Here is a 22651-nt window from a genome sequence, read left to right as displayed (position 1 = left end):
ATCGTTTTCTTCAAAACCTGAGCGTGAATAACAATATATGTTTTACGTTTATCAGGAAAAATACATCTTTCGATTCATAAAACGGTGATGAAGAAATTCGTAAAATAGGAAAATTTGAATAATCAGGTTTTCTTGCTATTTTTGTGCAACTAAAGTGCAAAAGAAAAATTAAAAAGACAACACAATAGACTGAAAAAGAAAAAAAATAAATCGATAAATAACACTTAAAAACTCTTACTCACATATGAATCATTACAGAAAAATCGTCACAAAATGCATAATCGCATTATGTCTTTTATTTTTTAATTACTTTTATTCATTTGCTCAGAATCAGAATAAAATAACCGATTATACGAGTTATGTAGACGCCTATATCGGATCAGGAGGACACGGACACGTATTTGTAGGAGCCAGTGTTCCTTTCGGAGCCATACAAGCCGGCCCCCAAAACATACATAAAGGATGGGACTGGTGTTCAGGATATCATTATTCCGACAGCGTAATTATCGGTTTCAGTCACACCCATCTCAGCGGAACAGGATGTACCGATTTGGGAGATATTCTCGTTATGCCTTTTACAGGAAGGGTACGTACTACTCGAGGCGATCAAAATAATATAAAAGGGAGTTGTTCTTCATATTATAAACACGAAAACGAATCGGTCGCTCCAGGGTATTATTCTTTATTGATGAATAATGGAATAAAAGCCGAACTTACTACCACCGAACGGGTAGCATTGCATCATTATACCTATCCCGCAAGAGGAGACAGAAGAATTCTTATTAATTTGAAAGAAGGAAACGGAGATAGAGCATACGATACTTATCTGAAAAAAATAGATGATTATACGATAGAAGGATACCGTTTTTCAAAAGGATGGAGTCCACGGCATAAAGTATATTTCACTTTGAAAACCGACCAACCGATACAAACAGTACTGGTTTATAACGATGACGAACTGGAAGGACGAAATGAACTTTCAGGTCCTGCAGTAAAGGGAGTTATATTATTTAAGGAAAATCCCAAAGATGTGATGATGAAAATCTCCATATCTTCGGTAAGCTGTGAAAATGCGACTAAAAATATGAATGCGGAATTACCGCACTGGAATTTCGACAAAACCCGGCAAGAAGCAATCGATAAATGGAATCGGGAACTGGGATGTATCGATATTGAAACTACCGATGAAAAAGCAAAAAAAATATTTTATACTTCGCTGTATCATACCCTGATCGCCCCAACTCTTTATTGCGATGTAAACGGTGATTTCAGAGGACACGACGATAAAATATACAGCGCTAAAGACTGGAAAAATTATTCGACTTTCTCTCTTTGGGATACCTACCGTACCTTACATCCGCTTTTTACCATTATAAAACCGCACTATGTCGCCGATTTTGTAAACTCGATGTTAAGTATGTACGACCAACAAGAAAAACTGCCTATATGGCCCTTAATCGGAGGAGAAACCAACCAAATGCCCGGATATAGTTCGGTTCCCGTAATAGCCGACGCAATGCTGAAAGGTTTTACCGGATTCGATTACGATCGAGCTTATAAAAATATGGTTGCTACTTCAGTATATCCCAAACAACATTGTATCCCATACGTACTTGAAAAAGGCTACATACCTTGCGATAAAGTAAGTGAAGCAACCTCTATTGCAATGGAATATGCGGTAGATGATTGGGGAATCGCCCAAGTTGCCAAAAAGGCAGGGAAAACAGCCGATTACAAAGAATATCTAAAACGAGGAAAATATTATGAACAATATTTCGACAAAGAAATCGGTTTTATACGACCTAAAATGAGCGATGGAAGCTGGCGTACACCTTATAATCCTTTACGTTCGGTACATGGTGTCGGTGATTTCTGTGAAGGAAACGGATGGCATTATACATTTTTTGTCCCCCAAAATCCAGAAGGACTTATTTCACTTTTCGGTGGAGATAAGCCTTTTATTACAAAACTCGATTCTCTTTTCACGGTAACCGGAGATATGGGAGATGAAGCCTCTCCTGATATCAGCGGACTTATCGGCATGTACGCACACGGTAACGAGCCGAGTCATCATGTAGCCTATCTTTATCCTTATGCCGGAGAACAATGGAAAACCGCAGAAAAAGTACGATATATACAAGATGAATTCTATACCGACAAACCCGATGGTGTAATCGGAAACGAGGATTGCGGACAAATGTCTGCCTGGCATATCATGTCGGCATTAGGTTTTTATCAGGTAAGCCCATCGGGAGGTCAACTGGTTTTCGGAAGCCCGCTTTTCACAAAAGCGATCATCGAACTTCCCGGAAATAAAAAATTCGAAGTCATCGCCCAAAACAACAATAAAAAGAATATTTACATACAATCGGTCACTCTTAATGGAAAACCTTATCTCAAATCTTTCATCGATTACAACGATATTATGAAAGGAGGAAAACTAGTATTTAAAATGGGTAATAAACCGAATAAACAGTTTGGAAAAGCACCCATAAATCGGCCGAAAACAATTGAATAACCGGTTTAGTAAAACTCTATCAATAATTTAAATAAATTATTTCTAAAAATATCCGAATGCCCGGCTACATCTTAGATTTCGATCCTATGTAGCCGGGCATTTTTTGTGTCAAAAAACAAAATTCATTCTAAACTAAGGGACAAAACTACGTTTTTCTAAAGGCAAATTCTATTAACCTTTAAATAATGCAGAAAAATCTCGATTTTTTCAAAATAAACGCCTTTAGATAGAAAAAATTATTTTACATTTGGAAGAGGAATAATTTTGTTTTTATAGATAACGCATTGTATTACGCAGTTTATAGGATCTTGAAAGAGAGGTTCTCCACTGAGCGTGATACAATGTGTATACACAAAATTATTCCTACTAATACCCAGAGGAGACCCTCTTTCTTTTTCCCTTCAGAATGGATTTACTAACTTTTTACTTTAAATTAAGAAATGGAAGAACATTTATTTGAAGCGGAATTGAAAAAATTGTACGAACGATATTTCGGTAATGATCTATCGGACATTTTTTCTCCACCGGCAGATCTTTCTCTCTCCGAACCGCTTCTGGAAAAGCGCGTATCATCATCTAACCATCCGCTGAAGTTTTATCACAATCCACTGTTATCAACATGGATTAAAAACTTTTTTATCGGCGATTATCCCAAACTGATAAAAGAGTGCCTTTTATCGTCGGGGAATTTAACTCCTCATATCGGTTCCTCACACCCCCGAATGAAAGACGTAAATTCATCATTAAAACAAATGCCACAAGATAAACAGATGGCCTTTGCACAATATTTAAACGAATTAAGGCTTAAAGATATTGCATCGAAACATGATTTAAAAACAAATACGATCGAATCACGACTTTTTATGATCAAAAATTGCCTATTGGCTAACAAAAGCCGGAAGGCGAGCTAAAGATATATTTTGTAAAATATTCGATATTCTTTATTTTAAGATGCGATAATATCTACTAGACAAAATAATTCCGGTAAAATCAGAAGATATTATTTATTCATCATTTTACCGGAATTATTTCGTAAACAATCAAGAATCATCATCAATTATTTTTCTTGACTTCCTTTTTTAGTTCATTTACATTTTCTTTGACATTAGCCTTAGCTGTATCTACACCCTCTTTAAACGACTCCTTTGTATTTTCCCAGCCTTCTTTTATATGCTCTTTTGCATCTTCAGCCTTATCGTCTGCTTTATTTACGGCTTTTTGCGTAGATTCGCTCGCATTTTCTATTCCGTCGTTTATTTTATCTTTGGTACTTTTGTTATTGTTACATGACGAAAAGACAAAAATACCCATTGCCATAAGGACAAGAAAGATTAATTTTTTCATATTGAACAATTAATTAAAAAGTAAAACATTCATATTTAAAACAAACAAGTATCCGGTAAGTTTATTTAAACACACTTTTCATTCTGAAAAAGATCTTTAAGAACCCTTTCAAATCCTTTAAGAAAAGGATAAAATATTCATTTCATCCAATATCGATACCGGGCATTAAATGATCCCCAATTTCTTCGTCGATTTAAAAATAAAACGATCTATATTTTAAAAATGTAAAGTTCCCGATTCTTTTTGGTATTGTGATAATTATCTATATTTTTGTAGTGTCTAAAACTTAGGTTATCCGTATATTTAAGAATATATATAATTTTAGAGCAATTGTGTGTCATTAAGAGTGTAAGAGAGTTAAAATCATGAAGCAGAAAATCACCCGCCAACATGAGAAAAAACTATTCTCGGGAATCGGGTATAAACTAATTATTGCAAACAATTTTTCCGAGTTTCAGCCATTAGATACCCCACAAACTGACTTTCACTAAAAATTACCCGATTGATTCGACTTGTATTGTTTAAAAATATACCCGTAAACAAATGAAGTAAGAGTATTGAAAATAGTAACAGAATCAAGCCACAACTGTAATAATTAAAGAATAATTATATTCCGAAAGCCATTCCTTCGAAATACGGACATAGTAATAATAATTGAAAATCACCCAGATAAAAGTCTGCGGATTACGCTATATATATGGATTCTAACCAAATAAAAATATTAAAAGGGATTCGGCTAATTTGCCGCTATACTTTATCTCTGTTGGTATTTATCTCCGTATCTTTTTCTTCCCAGACAAATGCACAAAATAAAGAAACAGACTATATTCTGTTAATCAATACCTACACCGAATCGACTTTGTGGAGTCTCGATATTATAAAACCAGTCATGAATCTCGTTTCACAGACCAATAAACTGAATCTCTATGTAGAAAATATGAACCGGCTTTTGGTAGAAAACCAACATGATCTCGAAGAATACAAACACCTCTTATTCAAAACATACTCGGTACACAAACCCAGAATGGTAATATTGGTCGGCTTCGGTAGCAGTATCCTTTTAAGTAGTATTGCATCTCAATGGGGGCACGATATACCCATCATATTTTGCAGTGAAAAAGACTATATAGCATCCGATAAAAAAATATTGGAAAGAATTCCTTTATATGCCTCCGATACTTTACCCATTTCCGATTTAAGGGAAAAATATAATTTAGCTTTCATTCAAAAGCCGGTTTATCCCCAAGAAAATGTCGATATAATGGTAAGAATGCTCCCCCAAATGAAGACATTTACTTTTATCGGAGATGAAACTTTCATCAGTAAACAAAGTGATTCGGAACTAAAAAATTACATCCGAGGAAAATATCCTCAAATAAAATATCGGTTTATTTCATCAGAAGATATTCCTACCGATAGCCTTTTCAATATACTGAACAACATCGACCCACAAACCGATGGCCTACTATTCTCTTCATGGTTTCAGAAACAACATTTCTGGGGTAATTTGTTTATGCTCACCAATTCATACCGAATCACCTCTACTTCTCCCGTACCTTTATTTAGTTTACTCTCTGCCGACATCGGTACAAAAAGTTCTATCGTCGGAGGCTATGTTAACGACCGGGAACGATATAAAAAAGAAATCGATCAAGTAATCAACCAAATATTATCGGGAACACGAGCTTCTGAAATACCTCCTTATATACATCCGAGTGGTGTAGCCGTATTTAATTACGAAAATCTGGTTTCATACGGTCTCGACCCGAAACTTTGCCCCCCCGGATCGATCATATATAATAAACCTCCTACATTTTGGGAAAAATACAGCTATATATTAATAGGAGGAGGAATATTTCTCATACTCATTATAGTAGCATTCCAGTATCGAAGACTGAGAACACTCGAGAAATTAAGAATCTCCCAATTAAGAAACATAAAACTAATAGAACAATATACCAATCTTATTAACAGTATGCCCGTTATTTATATACATGGTAAACTGAAAAAAAACAAAGATGGAATAGCCATAGACGTTATTATAAAAGATGTAAATTCTTATTTTGAAGACACGATTTCATCAACCGAAAAAGTAAAAGAACGCTCCATTGAAAAAGCCATTCCGGATATTAAAAACGATCTTATCCGCAATCTTAATATCTGCCTGGATGAAAATCGGTCGGTCACCTTTTCTTATTACGGAAACAACACTCATATATTTTATGATATCGTAATGAATGTATCGGAAGATAAAAGTCTGGTAAACATATTCTGCATCGACAGTACCGAACTACATAATGCTCAGATACAACTCGCCGCTACCAATCATAAATTGGCCATGGCACTTGATGTCGCAAATATTATACCTTGGCGGTGGGATATAAAAAGTAAAACAGTATATTATGACATCACCAGCCGCAATCAGAAAAAAGGGATTGGTGACGATAAAGAAAACCACATTGCTATTCCCGATAAAGCCTATCTCAAATATATAAATAAAGAAGACCGAGCGAAACTTCTACAGGCTTATCATGACCTGATAAATGGAAAAACAGAAAAAGCCAAAGAAGAAATAAGAATAATAAAAGACAACATTACCGACTGTTTCGACTGGATCGAGATACAAGCTGCTATCGAAAGGCGTAACGAAAATGGGAAACCGACTGTGCTCATTGGTACATCGACAGTTATTACCGAACGTAAAATGATGGAGAAAGATCTTATGACGGCCAAAGAAAATGCTGAAGAGTCTAACCGGCTCAAATCGGCATTCCTTGCCAATATGAGTCATGAGATACGCACCCCTTTGAATGCAATTGTAGGATTCTCCGAATTATTAGCTTCCACAGATGATTTATCTGACCGGCAAGAATATTACAAGATTATCGAAAATAACAATGCCTTATTGCTACAATTGATCTCTGATATTCTCGACCTCTCTAAAATCGAAGCGGGAACTCTGGATTTTACTTATACCGATTTCGACCTCAACGAAATGCTCAAAGAGCAGGAATTATCTCTAAAACTAAAAATCGGTAACGAGAAATCCATAAAAATAGCTTTCGACTCTTCTTTACAAGAATGTATTATTCATTCCGAAAAAAACAGATTAATACAGGTAATTCTGAATTTAGTCTCTAATGCAATCAAATTTACAGAAAAAGGTGAAATCCGTTTTGGATATACTATTGAAAACCAAATGCTTCATTTTTTTGTTTCAGATACAGGATGCGGTATACCTCCTGAAAAAATACAAAGTATTTTCGGACGTTTTATTAAACTGAATAAGTTTGTTCCCGGCACAGGACTCGGTTTATCGATATGCGAATCTATCATAAAAAAGATGGGAGGTAGTATAACGGCCGAATCAGAAATTAATAAAGGTTCTACATTCCGGTTTACAATTCCATATCACCCCGTTCAAAAAAAAGATCATGAAAGCGAAGATGATATTCCTGAAAAAGTAAAAGATTCAGATATTGTAATCTTGGTAGCAGAAGATAACGAATACAACTATAAACTGGTCGAATCTATTCTAAAGAAAGAATATACTTTGATTCATGCTTGGAATGGCCGCGAAGCTGTTGAATTATACCATAAACATAATCCGAAAATAATCTTGATGGATATTAATATGCCTGAAATGGATGGCTATGAAGCGACTAAGGAAATACGCAAAAGCTCGACACACATTCCCATTATTGCAGTTACGGCATTCGCCTTTTCATCTGACGAACAACGGGTCATGGAAAACGAATTTAACGATTACACGGCTAAGCCCATCAATGCAAATTCATTAAAAAAACAGATTATATCGAACTTACAGAAGCATTTTATTTTTCTATAAAATGGCCTAAAAAATAGAGAATATGGCAAAAAGAATTTTAATAAGCGGAGGTGCCGGATTTATCGGATCTCATTTATGTACCCGCCTGGTTCAGGATGGAAACGATGTTATATGCCTGGATAATTTTTTTACAGGAGTAAAAAAAAATATAGATCATCTGATCGGATGTCACAATTTCGAAATCGTACGCCACGATGTTATCGATCCTTATAGGGCCGAAGTTGATGAAATATACAATCTCGCTTGTCCGGCATCGCCTATCCACTATCAACACGACCCTATACAAACAACCAAAACCTCTGTATATGGAGCCATAAACATGTTGGGGCTGGCAAAACGAGTAAGGGCAAAGATTCTTCAGGCTTCTACCAGTGAAGTATATGGAGATCCCGTAATACATCCTCAACCCGAAACTTATTGGGGGAACGTAAACCCGATCGGAATAAGATCATGTTACGACGAAGGAAAACGATGTGCTGAAACATTGTTTATGGATTATCACCGGCAGCATAACCTACGCATAAAAATTGTCAGAATATTCAATACCTATGGTCCTAAAATGGTTGCCCACGACGGCAGGGTCGTTTCTAACTTTATACTGCAGGCATTACACAATAAAGACATAACGATATACGGAGACGGAAGCCAGACACGGAGTTTCCAATACATCGACGACCTGATAGAAGGGATGATACGCATGATGAATACAGAGGATAATTTCACAGGCCCCGTAAACTTAGGAAATCCTGTAGAAATGACAATTCTCGATCTGGCCCAAAAGGTAATCGAACTGACAAATTCTAAATCAAAGATATTATTTTTACCTCTCCCCTATGACGATCCCCAGCAACGGAAACCCGATATCACTCTAGCTAAAGTAAAATTAAACTGGGAGCCTGTCGTTCAACTCGAGGAAGGGCTATTAAAAATGATAGAATATTTCGATATAAACCACATAGAATAAAAGTTGCATTATGGAAATGGAAATAAACCGCGGTGAGTATAAAATACTGATTGTTGACGATATCAGTTCGAATGTCTTACTATTAAAGACCCTACTGGTAAAGGAAAAATATAATGTACTCACTGCGAGCAGTGGTTATCAAGCCCTGGAACTTACCGAGAAAGAAAAACCCGACTTATTGCTGCTCGACGTTATGATGCCTGGAATGAGCGGTTACGAAGTTGCACAGCAAATTAAATCCAATCCCGAGACAAAAGAAATTCCCATTATATTCTTAACTGCACTAAATGCGACGTTCGACGTTGTAAATGGGTTTCAGGCCGGTGGAAACGACTTTATATCAAAACCTTTCAAAAAAGAGGAACTGATTATACGTATCGACCATCAATTATCGCTGGTAGCTGCAAAACGCATTATTATACGACAAACAGAAGAATTAAGAAAAATTATATGCGGTCGCGACAAACTCTATTCGGTCATAGCGCATGATCTACGTTCGCCTATGGGTGCTATAAAAATGGTACTGAATATGCTCATACTGAACCTGCCATCGGAAACTATCGGAAAAGATATGTTCGAAATGCTCGAAATGGCCAACCGAACCACAGAGGAAGTATTTTCTTTATTGGACAATTTACTGAAATGGACAAAAAGCCAAATCGGTAAATTAAATGTTGTATACCAGGATTTTGAAATTACCGAAGTGTTGGAGTCTATGATCAATGTACTCAGTATGGTTGCAGAATTAAAACACATAAACATCAAACAAGATTACAAAAACCATTCGGCAATTGTACATGCAGATATCGATATGATTAAAACCGTCACACGCAATTTATTGAGCAACGCTGTAAAATTCAGTCATGAGGGGAGTAACATATATGTTGATTTGAATATTCAAGATGATAAAGCGATCATTTGCGTGAAAGACTCGGGATGCGGAATAAGCAAAGAAGACCAAGAAAAGTTACTACACGAAGACACACATTTCAGTTCATACGGTACACACAAAGAAGAAGGATCCGGACTCGGGTTACTCTTATGTAAAGATTTTGTTGAAAAAAATGGAGGAGAACTCTGGTTTGAATCGGAAAAAGGAAAGGGTTCTACATTCTGTTTTTCTGTCCCTTTGAAAAAATAAAACTTCCTCCGGAAAAATCTCTTTACTTATTAATAAGTAGAAACCCATATCCACGCAAAAATATAAATTCCATAAAATAAAAAAGGATGATACGCTTTATCATCCTTTTTTATTACTATAAACTGTATTCCGGCCTTTACCGAATATATAATATAAAAATAACCGAATATATTTCTTAATTAGTTAATTTGCCGGAAAGTGCATTTTTTACTTGTTCTTTAAATGTTTGTACAATAATAGGTTTTGCGATAAATCCGTTACAGCCTGCCTGAAGAGCATTTTTTTTATCATTCTCGAAAGCAAAAGCAGTAACGGCCAAGATCGGGACCGATAGGTCGAATTCCCGTATCTTACGAGTAGCTTCGAGACCGTTCATATGTGGCATACGTATATCCATAAGAATAAGATCGGGAGATAAGTCCCGGCACATTTTCACAACTTCGAGTCCGTCATGAGCCCATTCGATTTTATAATCTTTACGCAAGATCGCCGACATAAGCATAAAATTACTTTGGGTATCTTCGGCTATTAACACCAACGGTTTTCCCTTCTCTGCAGCAGGTATATCTTTTTGAAAATTATGGGAACCCGAATAAACTTCTTTTTCAATAATCTGTTTTCGGGGATGAGTAAACCAGAAGCGTGACCCTTTTCCTATTTCCGAGTCCACACCGATAGTTCCTCCTAATTGTTCAACAATCGTTTTACAAATCGACAAACCTAACCCTGTACCGTTCACAAAGCTGTTTAATTTTACAAAACGATCGAAAATATGGGACTGTTCTTCTTTAGAAATTCCGATACCGGTATCCTCTACATAAAACTCGACATATTCACCGTGATCTTCATAACCGACACATATACTCCCCCGTAATGTAAATTTAAACGCATTGTTGATAAAGTTTGTAAGAATCTGTATAAGACGATTACGATCGCTGGTCAAATGACAATGAAAAAGATGCGGATCGAAAATCAATTCTACCCCCTCCGGTTTTTTAATCTGCAGTGAATATACCAATTCTTCACAAAGTAAATTCACATCAACATTTTCACGTACAAATTCAACGGTACCGGCTTCTATCTTCGACAAATCGAGAATATCCGAAATCAATTGTAATAACAAATCATTATTTTCTTGAACAATATGTATGTATTTCAAGCGTTCATCGATATCTTCAGTATCGACCAACAGATTAGAAAATCCCACAATAGCATTCAAAGGAGTACGTATCTCATGACTCATATTGGCAAGGAACGCCGATTTTAACCGATCCATTGCCTCCGCCTTATCCCTGGCAGCGACTAATTTTGCCTCCGTTTCCTTAAGCTCGGTAATATCATAACTTATACCGATAAGTTCGACAAGACCCTTTTCCGGCTCATATTCCGTTATCACGACATTCATACTCAGCCAGTTCCATTCATCGGAATTATCATTACGAGAAACCCGGATTTCATCTCTGAAACTACTCGAAATTCCATTTAACGCTTTATTCAAATATTCTATTAAACGTTCTCTATCCTCAGGATGAACTTTATCATATATTCCAACAATTTCCGATAGCGGTTTATTTTCATCCTCTCCTATATTCCTATACCACTGTTTTATAGCATAACCTTCTTTATTCACCAGGTTTAGCTTACAATATCCTACTTTGGCATAATCAGAAATAAACGAAAATAGGTTTTCGAAATCTCGAATCCGGTTGGATGAGTTTATTCGTTCCGTATCATCGATATTAATAAAAACATATCCGTTAAAATTATCATTCATGTCGTACCACTTGCACACTTTAGTATAAAGATTTATACCTCCCTGTTTACAAGTGGGGTAATAATGCCCGTTGACATTCGGGAACATATAAGTCATATTAAAATCGACCATATCATCCATTTTGATCCGATCCTGTATTTCAAGCGGAATATTCGGATTAGAGAATATATTTACCCCGATTACATCACTTTTCTTTTCAATCCCGAAAATGTCCATGTCTTTATTATTCAAATCGGTCAGATTACCATCCTTATTATAAATTTCGACTCCCACCGGTATATTGGCAAATACATTTTTAAATAATTTTTCGCTACGATCGAGGGCCTTATGCGCTTTCATCGTCTCTGTCGAATTTATAAAAAGCCCTACTATCTCATTCTCAGAAGGAGAATAAATGATCCAGTGAAAATACATGTCGGTACGCTTAAAATATTCATCCAGTTCTCTATACCCACCATTAACCAATATATCGGACAAAAATTGTATTTTATCACCGGGATCGCTATAAATCTCCGACGCATATTTTCCGATAAATGACTCACAAGGCAAACCGAACCAATCCGCACACAACTGATTTGCATCAGTTATTTTATAATCATTAGGCAAACCGTCTTCATTATACAGCACCGAAAGGTGAATATAGCCCATAGGCATATGGCTGAATAAATTGTACAGGAATTCCTGATCCCGGATAATATCATCTTTTGTCTTTCGTAACTCAAGACAGATACTTACAATATTAGCCAGTGACAATAACCATTGGTAATCGATATTGTTCCAGCTACGAAAACCATTTACGATATCTATTCCCATATATCCCCAGATATAATCACCTGTAGATAAAGGTACAGCCATCAAAGAATTTATATTTTGTCTTCCTAACTCTTTCCTTTCAAATATGGCTTCTTCGGGTAACTGGGTTAAATTGTCCAAAATAATAGGCTGTCCCGATAATATCTGGCTACTCCACCAAGGAGTATCACTGGCCGAAGTAAATACAAGCCTGTCTTTCTCTGCAGTTACTTCCTTTGATGAAACGACTTCGTATTTACAATAATGATGCCTATGATCTTTATCATATTCAAAAATATACGCCCGTTCGGCTTTATAATGTTTAAGAATATCATTCAAAATACTCTCTACACAATTCTCGATATTTTCATCATGCAGAAAACGTAATAAAGTCTGTGATATAGACTCTTGCCTATACAACAAATCATTATTATTAGAATCTGTTTCTTTATGCCTTTGCCCGGGACTTTCTACAAGTTGTATCGTACCGAACGAACGTATTCTTTCACCAGTTACGGGATCATCTGTACGATCTCCCAATCGAGTACGTACCCAAGCCACCCCGTTTTTGGCATAAATAGGAAAAGTTCGTTCATAAAAATCTTTATGAGCATAAGAAGCGAATTCATTCATAATCTGGTCACGATAATCTTCATGCACCATTTTATAGAAATCCCCAAAAGAAATCGTATTGCCTTCGAGATCTAATAAATCACACAAAAAATCGGAGCACAAAAAATATTTTCCCACAAAATCTGTTTCCCACCAACCGATTTGCGAGAGCAAACCCATTTTGCGGTACCGTTCATCATCATCATATTGCATAAGAACCCCCAAATTAACTGATCTAAATAGAACTTTAAATATAGCAAATGTAAACAATTATTTACGTATAAGCCCTAAAATATATTGAAAATAGGATGTTTAAAATGATAAATCTATACTTATACAAGTATTTTTTTCATATTTATACAACACTAATACAGCTTATACAAGAAAAAATTAAATCTTATAATGTTTTATCATTTCCGAAATGCTCATTCGGAGAGAGAGATTTGTGAAATCACCATATTGTGGTCACTCCAATTGAATGAAGGAGAATAATAAGAGATTCCCACCATAGTCGGAGAATAAAGTATATAATCGATACGTAATAAACGGCCTATCCCCCTATATGTATATCCATATCCCTTGCCTGTTTCCCTGAAACTATCCTTCAATTTACCCTTTATCCGATGATAGGTATAAGATGCCGGTGTATCGTTAAAATCTCCACAAACAATAATAGGATAAACAGATTTTGCTATCGACCGGCTTATAACATCAGCTTGGACTGCCCGTTTCACAAAATTCGACACAAGTGTTTGTTTCATTTCATATACAGCTTGTTCCTCTCCCTCAAACCCGTCGATACGACTTTCTCGAACAAATTTTGCCCGTTCCGAATTGAAACTGGTCGTTTGCATATGTACATTATAAATTCTTACGATCTCGTTATTTAGCCGTATATCGGCCCACATTCCACAATTTTCGCTATTGGGAAATGGTAAAAAATAGGACGAAATTATCGGATACTTACTAAAGATCGCTATACGGGGTCTGCCACTTATCCCCACTGGAGACAGTTTATAAGGATAAGCATTGAAAGCTCGAAATACACTATCTTTTTTAAATCTATCGTTCCAGAAAATCTCCTGTAAGCAGACGATATCTACCTTTTTTTCATCTAAATACCGGGCAATTTTCTTTACCGTATATCCGGTAATCTCCCGGTTAAAACCTTTTACATTAAAAGAAGCTACAGTAAGTATTTTTTGTTTATAATCACGCTCGGATGATATCTGAATAACCGATAATAAATAATTATAATTAACGATAATGGCAAAAATCGGGAACAGAAACCAATATTTTTTTCGAAATATCCAATATAAAGCAATCACGAAATCGAGTAACAACATGCCTGGCAACAACATACCGGCAATTGTGACGAATGGATGGTTCTGCGGATGGCAAAATTGAGAAAAAGCGCCAACAGCCGTGAATGCAGCTAACAAAAAAGTTATTAAAACAGCTATTCCATACCAAAGTTTATATACAGCTCGAAATCCCATGCGTCATTCAAATTAAGTAGTCCTCTTCGCCTTTTCCCATATACCAGTTCCTTTTTTACGACATAAATAAAAAAATCCTTTTATTACATTGATATTCATAAAAAGAAAATAATACGGAATAAACAAATATTTATTTTTAATCGATCTTTTAGATAAATAATACCCCCAAAGACCCATTATATAAAACAGGCATTGCAATACAAGCAAAATACGATATATCATTAGGGATGAACCTAAAACCAATAATATATTCATAGGAAAAAGCAAAAATAAAAGTACCGGCGTCAACGACCATCGCAACACTCGATGAGAGACATATTGGAAAGTAAGCATCCCGTATCGAAAGGGATTTAAAAGTCGCCTCAACCGCCAAATCGACTGTATGCCTCCGGCAGCAATACGTATCTTGCGTTTTTCTTCTTCTCGCATATCAACCGATCCGTATTCGAGAGCATAAGCCTTATCACAATATTCTATTTTATATCCTTTTGACGCAATACGCATCGATAAAATAAAGTCATCGAGTAATGTATCATTCTCCATTTCTTCGAATAAACTTTTACGGATCGCAAACAATTCTCCTGCAGCTCCTACAGCAGTAAAAAATTTTGAATCCAGTGATTTAAGAAATGATTCATATTTCCAATACAGTCCTTCTCCTCCCGCAGCAGCCTGATCTTTTTCCCGAACAAAAATACGTTTTTCACCGGCAACACATCCAACGGCAGAATTCTCAAAACATGCTACGATTTCTTTTATGGCGTCTTTATTAATCATCGTATTAGCGTCTGTAAAAACGACAAAAGGAGTTTCGATAAATGCCATCCCCCGATTAATAGCTGCAGTTTTTCCTTGCCTTTCGGGTTGATAAAGAACCGTTACATTACCATACGCTTCCAATAATTCGTTTGTTTTATCATTACTTCCATCTGTCACCCATACTATTTCGAGTTTATCAACAGGATAATCGAGTTGTTGTGTATTTAACATCTTTTCTCCGACAATATCCTCCTCATTATATGCCGTGATAAAGAGAGTAACAGATGGCGATGGCAAACACCCTCCCCGTTTCTCTTTCTTATTTTTAAACTCTTTTACCTTTACCAAAAGATACAACAATATACCATACCCTAAATAAGTATAGAAAATAATAAAAAGACTTATCCAAAAAACAAATTCCAGTATTTTTACCATAACATCAATCTTTTCGAGCAAACAGCTTTTATTCCATCACAAGCCCCTTTCAACAAAGGTTTTAATAAACGATATTTTCGACTTACCAAAAAAAAGACAAACCTTTTAGGCACTGCACATACAAGCTGATACGCATACGCAACAATCCTTTCATACCGGTTTACGATCGTACGCCTAACAAAAATCAAACGATTGCGTGTGTGATAATAAACTTGCAAAGGACTTTGCAACCCTACACTTGCACTCTCTTTATGTGCAACCACCGCCCGGGGTTCATACCAAATATAAAAACCGGCCTTCTGCATCTGAACACACCAATCCAATTCTTCATAATACAGAAAATAAAGGTTGGGCATAAGACCGAATTTCTCGACATCACTATGGCGTATCATCATGGCCGCCCCGTTAGGAAAAGAAGTTTTACAAGGTATGTCATAACTTCCATCATCCTTTCTATTATATCCGATAAATTCATTTCTAAGTGTAATTCTACTCATAGGTGTTGCCCCGGCATATTGCAATACAGAATTTTCAGGCCAGAAAGTCGTTTTTGGCGAAACACATCCCAACTGCTTATCCTTTTTCAGACATCCGGCTAATATCTCCAATACAGGTCTGGTCAATATAGTATCGTTATTCAAAAAAAACAAAAATTCTCCTTTAGCACGACCAATTCCGAGATTATTGCCACCCGCAAATCCCAAGTTCCGATTGCTGCATATAACCGATATCTCGGGATATTGTTTTTGTAATCGATCTCCCTCTCCGTTATCGGATGCATTATCTACAACGATAATCTCATAAGGATAGGTTTCGATACTTTTTAAAGAATCTACTATTTCACAAGTATCTTTAAATCCATTATAATTCACAAGTATGACAGATACCAAATCTTTAATCATCAGCCGAAGAACTTTGGTGAGGGGTACTATTAAAACTCATATCTTTACGATACATTCTGACAAATGCCTTCAAATAACTCTTTATCGAAACAACGATCAATACAGGCAATTTCATCAGACTCAGATATAATGAACTGTTATACATTTTCTGGGGTATCGCCAAAGCGAATACCAAAATCTCGAACAATAAAAGAAACCACCACTTTATTGATATAGGGAATGAAACAAAAGACCATATAAGAGCTGATAAGAAGGCCATTAACATCCGAATTTGTTTTGGAAAAGGAATCCACTGAAACAACTTGTCTATCGTTGTTATATTAAAAACTCCATTCTTCATAGCACGTATAAGCAAAGAAAAAACAACCGTTTGTGAATGAGCCCATCGCATTCTCTGTATCAAAAATATATCTTTTGTAGCTGTCTTTTCATCATATACGTAAACATCGTTTTCATAATCGACAAAAATATCATCCTTGGCCAATAATACTTCTAATTCTTTATCCTCGGCAAAAGTCTCACATTTCCCTATATTATGTTTAAGCCATTCAAAATCAAATACAATACCTGATCCGATAATAGCCGACGAAAGACCGACATTTACATGCCCTTTACGATATATCGTATTATTTATCTCCTCTGCGATTCCATCTAAAACAGCAACGGCAGTATTACTGTTTTTTCTGGTTCGGTGTAATTGCATAGCTTTTGTATGAACTGATAATCTATTTACCCGGGTCAAAAAATCGGTATCGGTAATATTATCGGCATCTAATATCACTGCTTTATCAAAATCGCACAACCGGTCTAACGCATATTTTATCGCCTTGGATTTAAGGCTTACTTCGAAATTAACCACAAATAAATCAATTGGCAATTCGGATAAAATATGATTTGTTTCATCCTGCATCTTATCCGATACAACTACAATTTTATATTTATCTATTGGATAATCCTGTTTTAAAAACCTCCTGACAGAATCAAGAATAACCGCATCCTCTTTATAAGCAGGAAAAATAACAACAAAACGTTGTAAATTAATATCACAAACCGTCTCATTTGTCACCTTTTTCCGTCTGCAAAAAGAACATAACGTAAAAAACAAATTATATAAAACAAAAATCGATAATATGGAAAACAGTACACCGTCTAAAACAGGAAAGAACATCTGACTTTCATTTGAATATTTATTACAAATATAAGATAACTTTTCATCATAACCTCATATAAAACAAGTAGTTTTCATAAAAAACGATTATTGTCGCCTAAATAGTTCAACATTCTCAATTACTATTCCCATTTGTCTTTTCCAGGAGAGATTATCGATACTTTTTCTTATTTCGGCAGGTGTAACCTTTATCTCTCTTCGAAATCGTATAAGAGCGGATATATCGATGGGCGACTCATCGGCAGCCACTTTAAGAATATAATCTCGGTTATCGAAATCATTATCGTTTTCGGAATATATAAAAGGTATTCCTCGAGCCGCATATTCACGGTTTTTCAGAGTCTTAATAGAAGATATACCACTCCTATGTCTGGCAAGACTACCGACTCCCATATCGGCACGATCAAACAAAATATCGAGCTCATGCCCATGCTTAGCTCCGTGCAATATTACATACTTTTCTAATCCGTACCGATGTATCAAGGGCATTATCTCTTTTTTCTCCCGTTCTCCGAAAAATTCACCCACGATATGAAAATATACTTTACAAGACGGATTCCCTTTATAATACTCACCGAGACCGCTGATTAAACGATCGAAACCATGCCAGTAATGTATCTCGGCAACACCGATCAGCGACAAATTGTCATCGATATGACGTAACGTGTCTTTAACTTGAATATGATCAAAATCTATCCCGTTTGAAATACGAATAGCCGGAACCCCAAATATCTCTTTATTTTCAGAAAATGTAACGATACGGTCGATATATTTCATAAGCGACCGGCGAAAACATTTATCGGGTAACAATTCCATTTTTTCCCTAAAACCGCAATATTCTTTATCATAAGGAAATGTCGGAATCTCAAGCACGGTACATATACCGGCATCGTGTACTTTCTTTAGCATACGCACCACTAAAGGATGAGCATTATGTGCCGAACGTATATAAACCAAATCGATATTATGCAGGAAAATATAACGTACGACCGAATCGAATTCAATTCGTTTCAATATCTTGCCGATTATCCCTTTGCCATAGTCTCCGATCACCGTATCATCTACCATACGTTTTTTATACCCTTCTACTTCAGACAAATAGCACAACTTAGTATCTAAACCGCATGCATTCAGAGCCTCTACCTGATAATGTATTTTTTTACTTATACCATTTGCCGGGTCAAAACCATGAAAAACAAGGAATAATGCTTTCATATCACTTTTTGATAAAGGATTTAAATAACAAAATAAGTAAATTGCGATTGCTTACGTATTTTTTATATTGTCCGAAAATGATCTTGGCAACGTATAAACGGTCTTTTAAGGGTATTCTGTATGCTAACCACACCGCTGCATTCATCATTCCCGATAAATATTTATCAACAGTTTCACAACTCGAAGGATACTCTTGCGCAAACTGTATGAGTTCTTCCGCAATAATAAAATAATTATCCATATTACGACGAGAAAATCGAGTAGTCATTATCGAATTTTCACGAAAACGTCTTTTAAAAAAATCCTCATGGATACACATTACTCTTTCGGCTTGTATATATAACAGAAAACTGAATAATGCATCGTCATGTATCAAACCCGGATAAAAGCGAAGATTTTTTTTTCGAAGATAATCTGCCCGAATAAAATTAAGCCATATAGGCACTGCAAACCCCTTATTATCCAACAAAATATTTAAAATATCCACTCCCTTGTATATCTTATTTTCGTCGGTACAGGACTTACGTTGATAATTTAATCCGAACTGTTCCGAAACTTCTTTATTAAGAATATCAGCATCGAAAAATATAAAGTCGAGAAGGTTCTCCTCACATTTCGCATAACAGGCCGAAAGAGTTTCAGGTTCGAGATAGTCATCACTATCCATAAAATATATATATTTTCCCTTTACTTTTTGTAAGCCGACATTACGAGTTATGGCAGGACCTTGATTTTGTTGTGTATATACACATATACGGTCATCCTTCAGTGCCATTTTTTCCACGATCTGTAAACTATTATCGGTAGATCCGTCGTTTACAATAATTATTTCCACATCTTTAAATGTCTGATTCATAACAGACATTACCGCCTCTTCTACAAATTCGGCGGTATTATATAACGGAATAATAACACTGACTTCCGGCATATTTTTCTTCCCATTAAATTATCACTCTCAGAAATCACTCCGGAAGCAATTTCCTGAATTTTTTCATTATATTGTATTCCCCGCTTAACTGTGTATAAATCGAAAAGATAAAAAAAGCTGCCAAAGTTTTTACAGCTAAGCTTATATATATCGAATAACAATCTATCCATAAAGATAATACACTTAAAACTACTCCGATAATCAAACTCAATATACCGGGTGTAATAAACTGTTTCCAGAAATTAGTCATCGGTAAAATAAAAGTTATCTTATACATGGTAATATAACATTGCAGAAAATTCAACCCGATAGCCAAGCTCATAAAACCGGCAATAGCCTCTAAAGTTCCAAAAGAAAAAATACCGATAAGAATTGCCGAAATGCAAGATATGGCGGTAAATACGCCACATGCAAATAAAGAACGGGTATCGTTACCAGCTTGAAAAATAGAGCCAGTGGTATTTAATAATATCTGTAAACCAACCGTTAAAGATAAAATACGAAAAACCGGAACAGAAGCCATCCATTGATGGCCAAAAATAATAAGCGTAATTTCCCTTGCTGTAAAGAAAAGAAATATAGACAAAGGAAAACCGATATAAGCTAAAAGATGTACAATCTTTTCATAACTGGAAAGCATTTTTTGCTTATTCCCCTGCATTTCGGAAAATACAGGATGCATTACCGGACTCAGTACATAAGCTATATTTTGTAAGGGCAACATCATTAGCCGATACGATTTCTCATAATAACCTAAAGGTGTCATTCCCATAAATTTACCGATAAAAAGCTTATCGAGATTCTTTCCGAAATAATTCAACAGATTGAATAATAATTGATAAAAAGAATACCCCGATATTTTTTTCAATGCTTTCATATTGATATTCAAATAAAAAGCCTGCGGATATTTATAATAATTAATAATAAATACAATAACAGCCGAAAGTATAGGGTTTATCACCAATGCGTATATTCCGGCGCCGGTAAATACAGCTATCACTGCTAAAATACCGGTAAAAAACTGGACACCCAAAGTACGAATCGCGATATATTTAAACTCTTTATTCCGATATACAATAGCGTTCGGAACAATATTTACCGTAGCGAAAAAAAGATTTACCGATAATAACCGACATATAATTATCAGCGTAGGATTTGTATAATATTTACCAATAAACCACGATAAAATAAAAAATAATATTGAAATAAAAATACCTGTCCATACAGTAAAAGTAAAAATCGAAGCGATCTCTTTAGCAGTAAGATTTTTATTTTGTATGATAGCCGGCCCTATTCCCATTTCAGAAAACGTATTGAAAAAATTGATAATAACAGTAGCTATGGCGACAATACCAAAATCTTCGGGAGTAAGCATACGAGCAAGAATACCAGCAATAACCAAGGAGATTACCATCCCCGAATATTTGGCGATCGCTGTATATACTACACCCGAAAACAGATCTTTTTTTACTGACATAATCTTTATGTTTACTCCGCGAACACGACTATCATCGATTTCTTTACACTTGACATCCGAAGTTACTGTATATTCTTGGTTTAATAATAGCAAGACAATATTTCACAATCACCGAAATAATCGTAATATTCTCATATTCAATTTATTTTTTTAATCTCTCGAAAAGATTTGTATAATTCCAGCAGAGAATCCGCCGTATTTTTCCATGAAAATAATTTTACACGTTGTAATCCGTAAATTACCGCATTATTATATAACGTTTCATTTTCTTCTAATGCAATCATCTTTTCGGCAATATCTTCCGGAGAAAACGGATCGGTAAATATACCACCGTTTCCTGCAATCTCCGGAATAGCAGACGTATTACTGGTAATCACAGGAGTTCCACATGCCATCGACTCCAATAGAGGAATACCGAAACTTTCTCTGAAAGAAGTATATAGAAACGCAAACGCCCCATTATACAAATAAACCAAATCACTATTAGGAATATATCCCGGACAGTATATATAAGGTTTTATATCCTCGATTCCGGCTGCTTTCAACATATCGTCTAAAATATCCGCCTTAAGATCGGCAACCAACAAACTCCGCTTTACCGAAGAATTTTTCAGATATAAACTGTAAGCTTTTAACGTTCCCAATGTATTTTTCTTCGGATCGGTATTCCCCAGAAAAAAGAAATAATCCTCATCGGGAATATACCTACCGGTAACCGAGCGAATATCCTCTAATGGCCTGAAATGAGAGTTGAATCCATTATAAACAGCAGTAATCTGTTCTTCAGAAAGGTGTAAAGCTGTTTTTATCCTATTACACTCGAAATGCGATACGGTTATAATCTTCTTAGACCGTCGTAAAATAATCGGGACAACGATTTTACGATAGATACGTCCCATATTTTGATACCACGATTTGTTTCCGTCTTGCCTCGGCTCGAGAAATATAATATCATGCAACGTAAGTATCAGCGGTACGTTACAAAATACCGGAGCCGTATTACTGGTACAATGAAGGCAATCGGGCTTTATTTTAGATACAGCAATCGGCAAGGCAACCTGCTCCCACAAAGGATAAGTAGGACATGCTATCTCGACAATATGAAAATTAGCCGCCTCCGACAAACAACGATCCTCTCCCGGACTTACCAGAATAAAATATTCGTTTTCACAATCAATCTTCTGTAATTCCCGAATCGTTTCCAGAGCGACAAAATCCATTCCATGTTTATTGGGTCTGAAAATTCGTTGAGCCTCGATCGCTATCTTCATAATTT

General features: G+C 35.8%; 15 protein-coding genes. 5 read left to right on the top strand and 10 right to left on the bottom strand.

Annotated elements, in window-relative coordinates; all coding sequences use genetic code 11:
* The first annotated feature begins 244 nt into the window (after positions 1–244).
* Both NMU02_RS02450 and NMU02_RS02445 read left to right on the top strand, forming a co-directional pair.
* Positions 245–2518: a GH92 family glycosyl hydrolase gene (locus NMU02_RS02450; protein ID WP_255025590.1), complete on the top strand. Its 2274-nt coding sequence runs from the start codon at positions 245–247 to the stop codon at positions 2516–2518.
* Between the two features lie 440 nt (positions 2519–2958).
* Entirely contained in the window at positions 2959–3429 is a 471-nt protein-coding gene (locus NMU02_RS02445) for a hypothetical protein (protein ID WP_255025589.1), read from the top strand.
* A 142-nt stretch (positions 3430–3571) separates the two neighbouring features.
* On the opposite strand, the gene NMU02_RS02440 is transcribed toward NMU02_RS02445, so the two are convergent.
* A complete protein-coding gene (locus tag NMU02_RS02440; protein WP_255025588.1) occupies positions 3572–3862 on the bottom strand; it encodes a YtxH domain-containing protein in 291 nt (96 codons plus the stop codon).
* Between the two features lie 697 nt (positions 3863–4559).
* Between NMU02_RS02440 and NMU02_RS02435 the strand changes: the two genes are divergently transcribed.
* Genes NMU02_RS02435 through NMU02_RS02425 form a run of 3 tightly spaced genes read left to right on the top strand, consistent with a single transcriptional unit; the run spans position 4560 to position 9814 of the window.
* Complete coding sequence (locus tag NMU02_RS02435) at positions 4560–7709, top strand: ATP-binding protein (protein WP_255025587.1); 3150 nt, start codon at positions 4560–4562, stop codon at positions 7707–7709.
* Positions 7710–7731: 22 nt separating this feature from the next.
* The gene (locus NMU02_RS02430; protein WP_255025585.1) at positions 7732–8673 is read left to right on the top strand and encodes a UDP-glucuronic acid decarboxylase family protein; all 942 of its coding nucleotides are present in this window, start codon (positions 7732–7734) and stop codon (positions 8671–8673) included.
* Positions 8674–8683: 10 nt separating this feature from the next.
* Positions 8684–9814 carry a hybrid sensor histidine kinase/response regulator gene (locus NMU02_RS02425; RefSeq protein WP_255025584.1) on the top strand — a complete coding sequence of 377 codons (1131 nt, stop codon included), beginning with the start codon at positions 8684–8686 and terminating at the stop codon, positions 9812–9814.
* 175 nt (positions 9815–9989) lie between these two features.
* Here the strand turns inward: NMU02_RS02425 and NMU02_RS02420 are convergent, their stop codons facing one another.
* From NMU02_RS02420 to NMU02_RS02380, 9 genes are all read right to left on the bottom strand, one after another.
* Positions 9990–13205, bottom strand: a complete 3216-nt coding sequence (locus tag NMU02_RS02420; RefSeq protein ID WP_255025583.1) for a hybrid sensor histidine kinase/response regulator — start codon at positions 13203–13205, stop codon at positions 9990–9992.
* Between the two features lie 212 nt (positions 13206–13417).
* The gene (locus tag NMU02_RS02415; RefSeq protein WP_255025582.1) at positions 13418–14491 is read right to left on the bottom strand and encodes an endonuclease/exonuclease/phosphatase family protein; all 1074 of its coding nucleotides are present in this window, start codon (positions 14489–14491) and stop codon (positions 13418–13420) included.
* A 12-nt stretch (positions 14492–14503) separates the two neighbouring features.
* Positions 14504–15685, bottom strand: a complete 1182-nt coding sequence (locus NMU02_RS02410; RefSeq protein ID WP_255025581.1) for a glycosyltransferase family 2 protein — start codon at positions 15683–15685, stop codon at positions 14504–14506.
* Positions 15679–16587 carry a glycosyltransferase family 2 protein gene (locus tag NMU02_RS02405; RefSeq protein WP_255025580.1) on the bottom strand — a complete coding sequence of 303 codons (909 nt, stop codon included), beginning with the start codon at positions 16585–16587 and terminating at the stop codon, positions 15679–15681. The genes NMU02_RS02410 and NMU02_RS02405 overlap by 7 nt, the downstream gene beginning before the upstream one ends.
* Complete coding sequence (locus NMU02_RS02400) at positions 16580–17653, bottom strand: glycosyltransferase family 2 protein (RefSeq protein WP_255025579.1); 1074 nt, start codon at positions 17651–17653, stop codon at positions 16580–16582. The genes NMU02_RS02405 and NMU02_RS02400 overlap by 8 nt, the downstream gene beginning before the upstream one ends.
* 189 nt (positions 17654–17842) lie before the next feature.
* Positions 17843–18970, bottom strand: coding sequence for a glycosyltransferase family protein (locus NMU02_RS02395; RefSeq protein WP_255025578.1), 1128 nt, complete (start codon positions 18968–18970; stop codon positions 17843–17845).
* Position 18971: 1 nt separating this feature from the next.
* Positions 18972–19898, bottom strand: a complete 927-nt coding sequence (locus NMU02_RS02390) for a glycosyltransferase (RefSeq protein ID WP_255025573.1) — start codon at positions 19896–19898, stop codon at positions 18972–18974.
* Positions 19899–19932: 34 nt separating this feature from the next.
* Positions 19933–21375 carry a lipopolysaccharide biosynthesis protein gene (locus NMU02_RS02385; RefSeq protein ID WP_255025572.1) on the bottom strand — a complete coding sequence of 481 codons (1443 nt, stop codon included), beginning with the start codon at positions 21373–21375 and terminating at the stop codon, positions 19933–19935.
* 137 nt (positions 21376–21512) lie between these two features.
* Entirely contained in the window at positions 21513–22646 is a 1134-nt protein-coding gene (locus NMU02_RS02380) for a glycosyltransferase family 4 protein (RefSeq protein ID WP_255025570.1), read from the bottom strand.
* Between the last annotated feature and the right edge of the window lie 5 nt (positions 22647–22651).

Source organism: Coprobacter tertius (assembly GCF_024330105.1).
GTDB lineage: Bacteria > Bacteroidota > Bacteroidia > Bacteroidales > Coprobacteraceae > Coprobacter > Coprobacter tertius.
The sequence above is the reverse complement of the archived record's forward strand: the minus strand, read 5'-3'. Positions and strand labels throughout refer to the sequence as shown.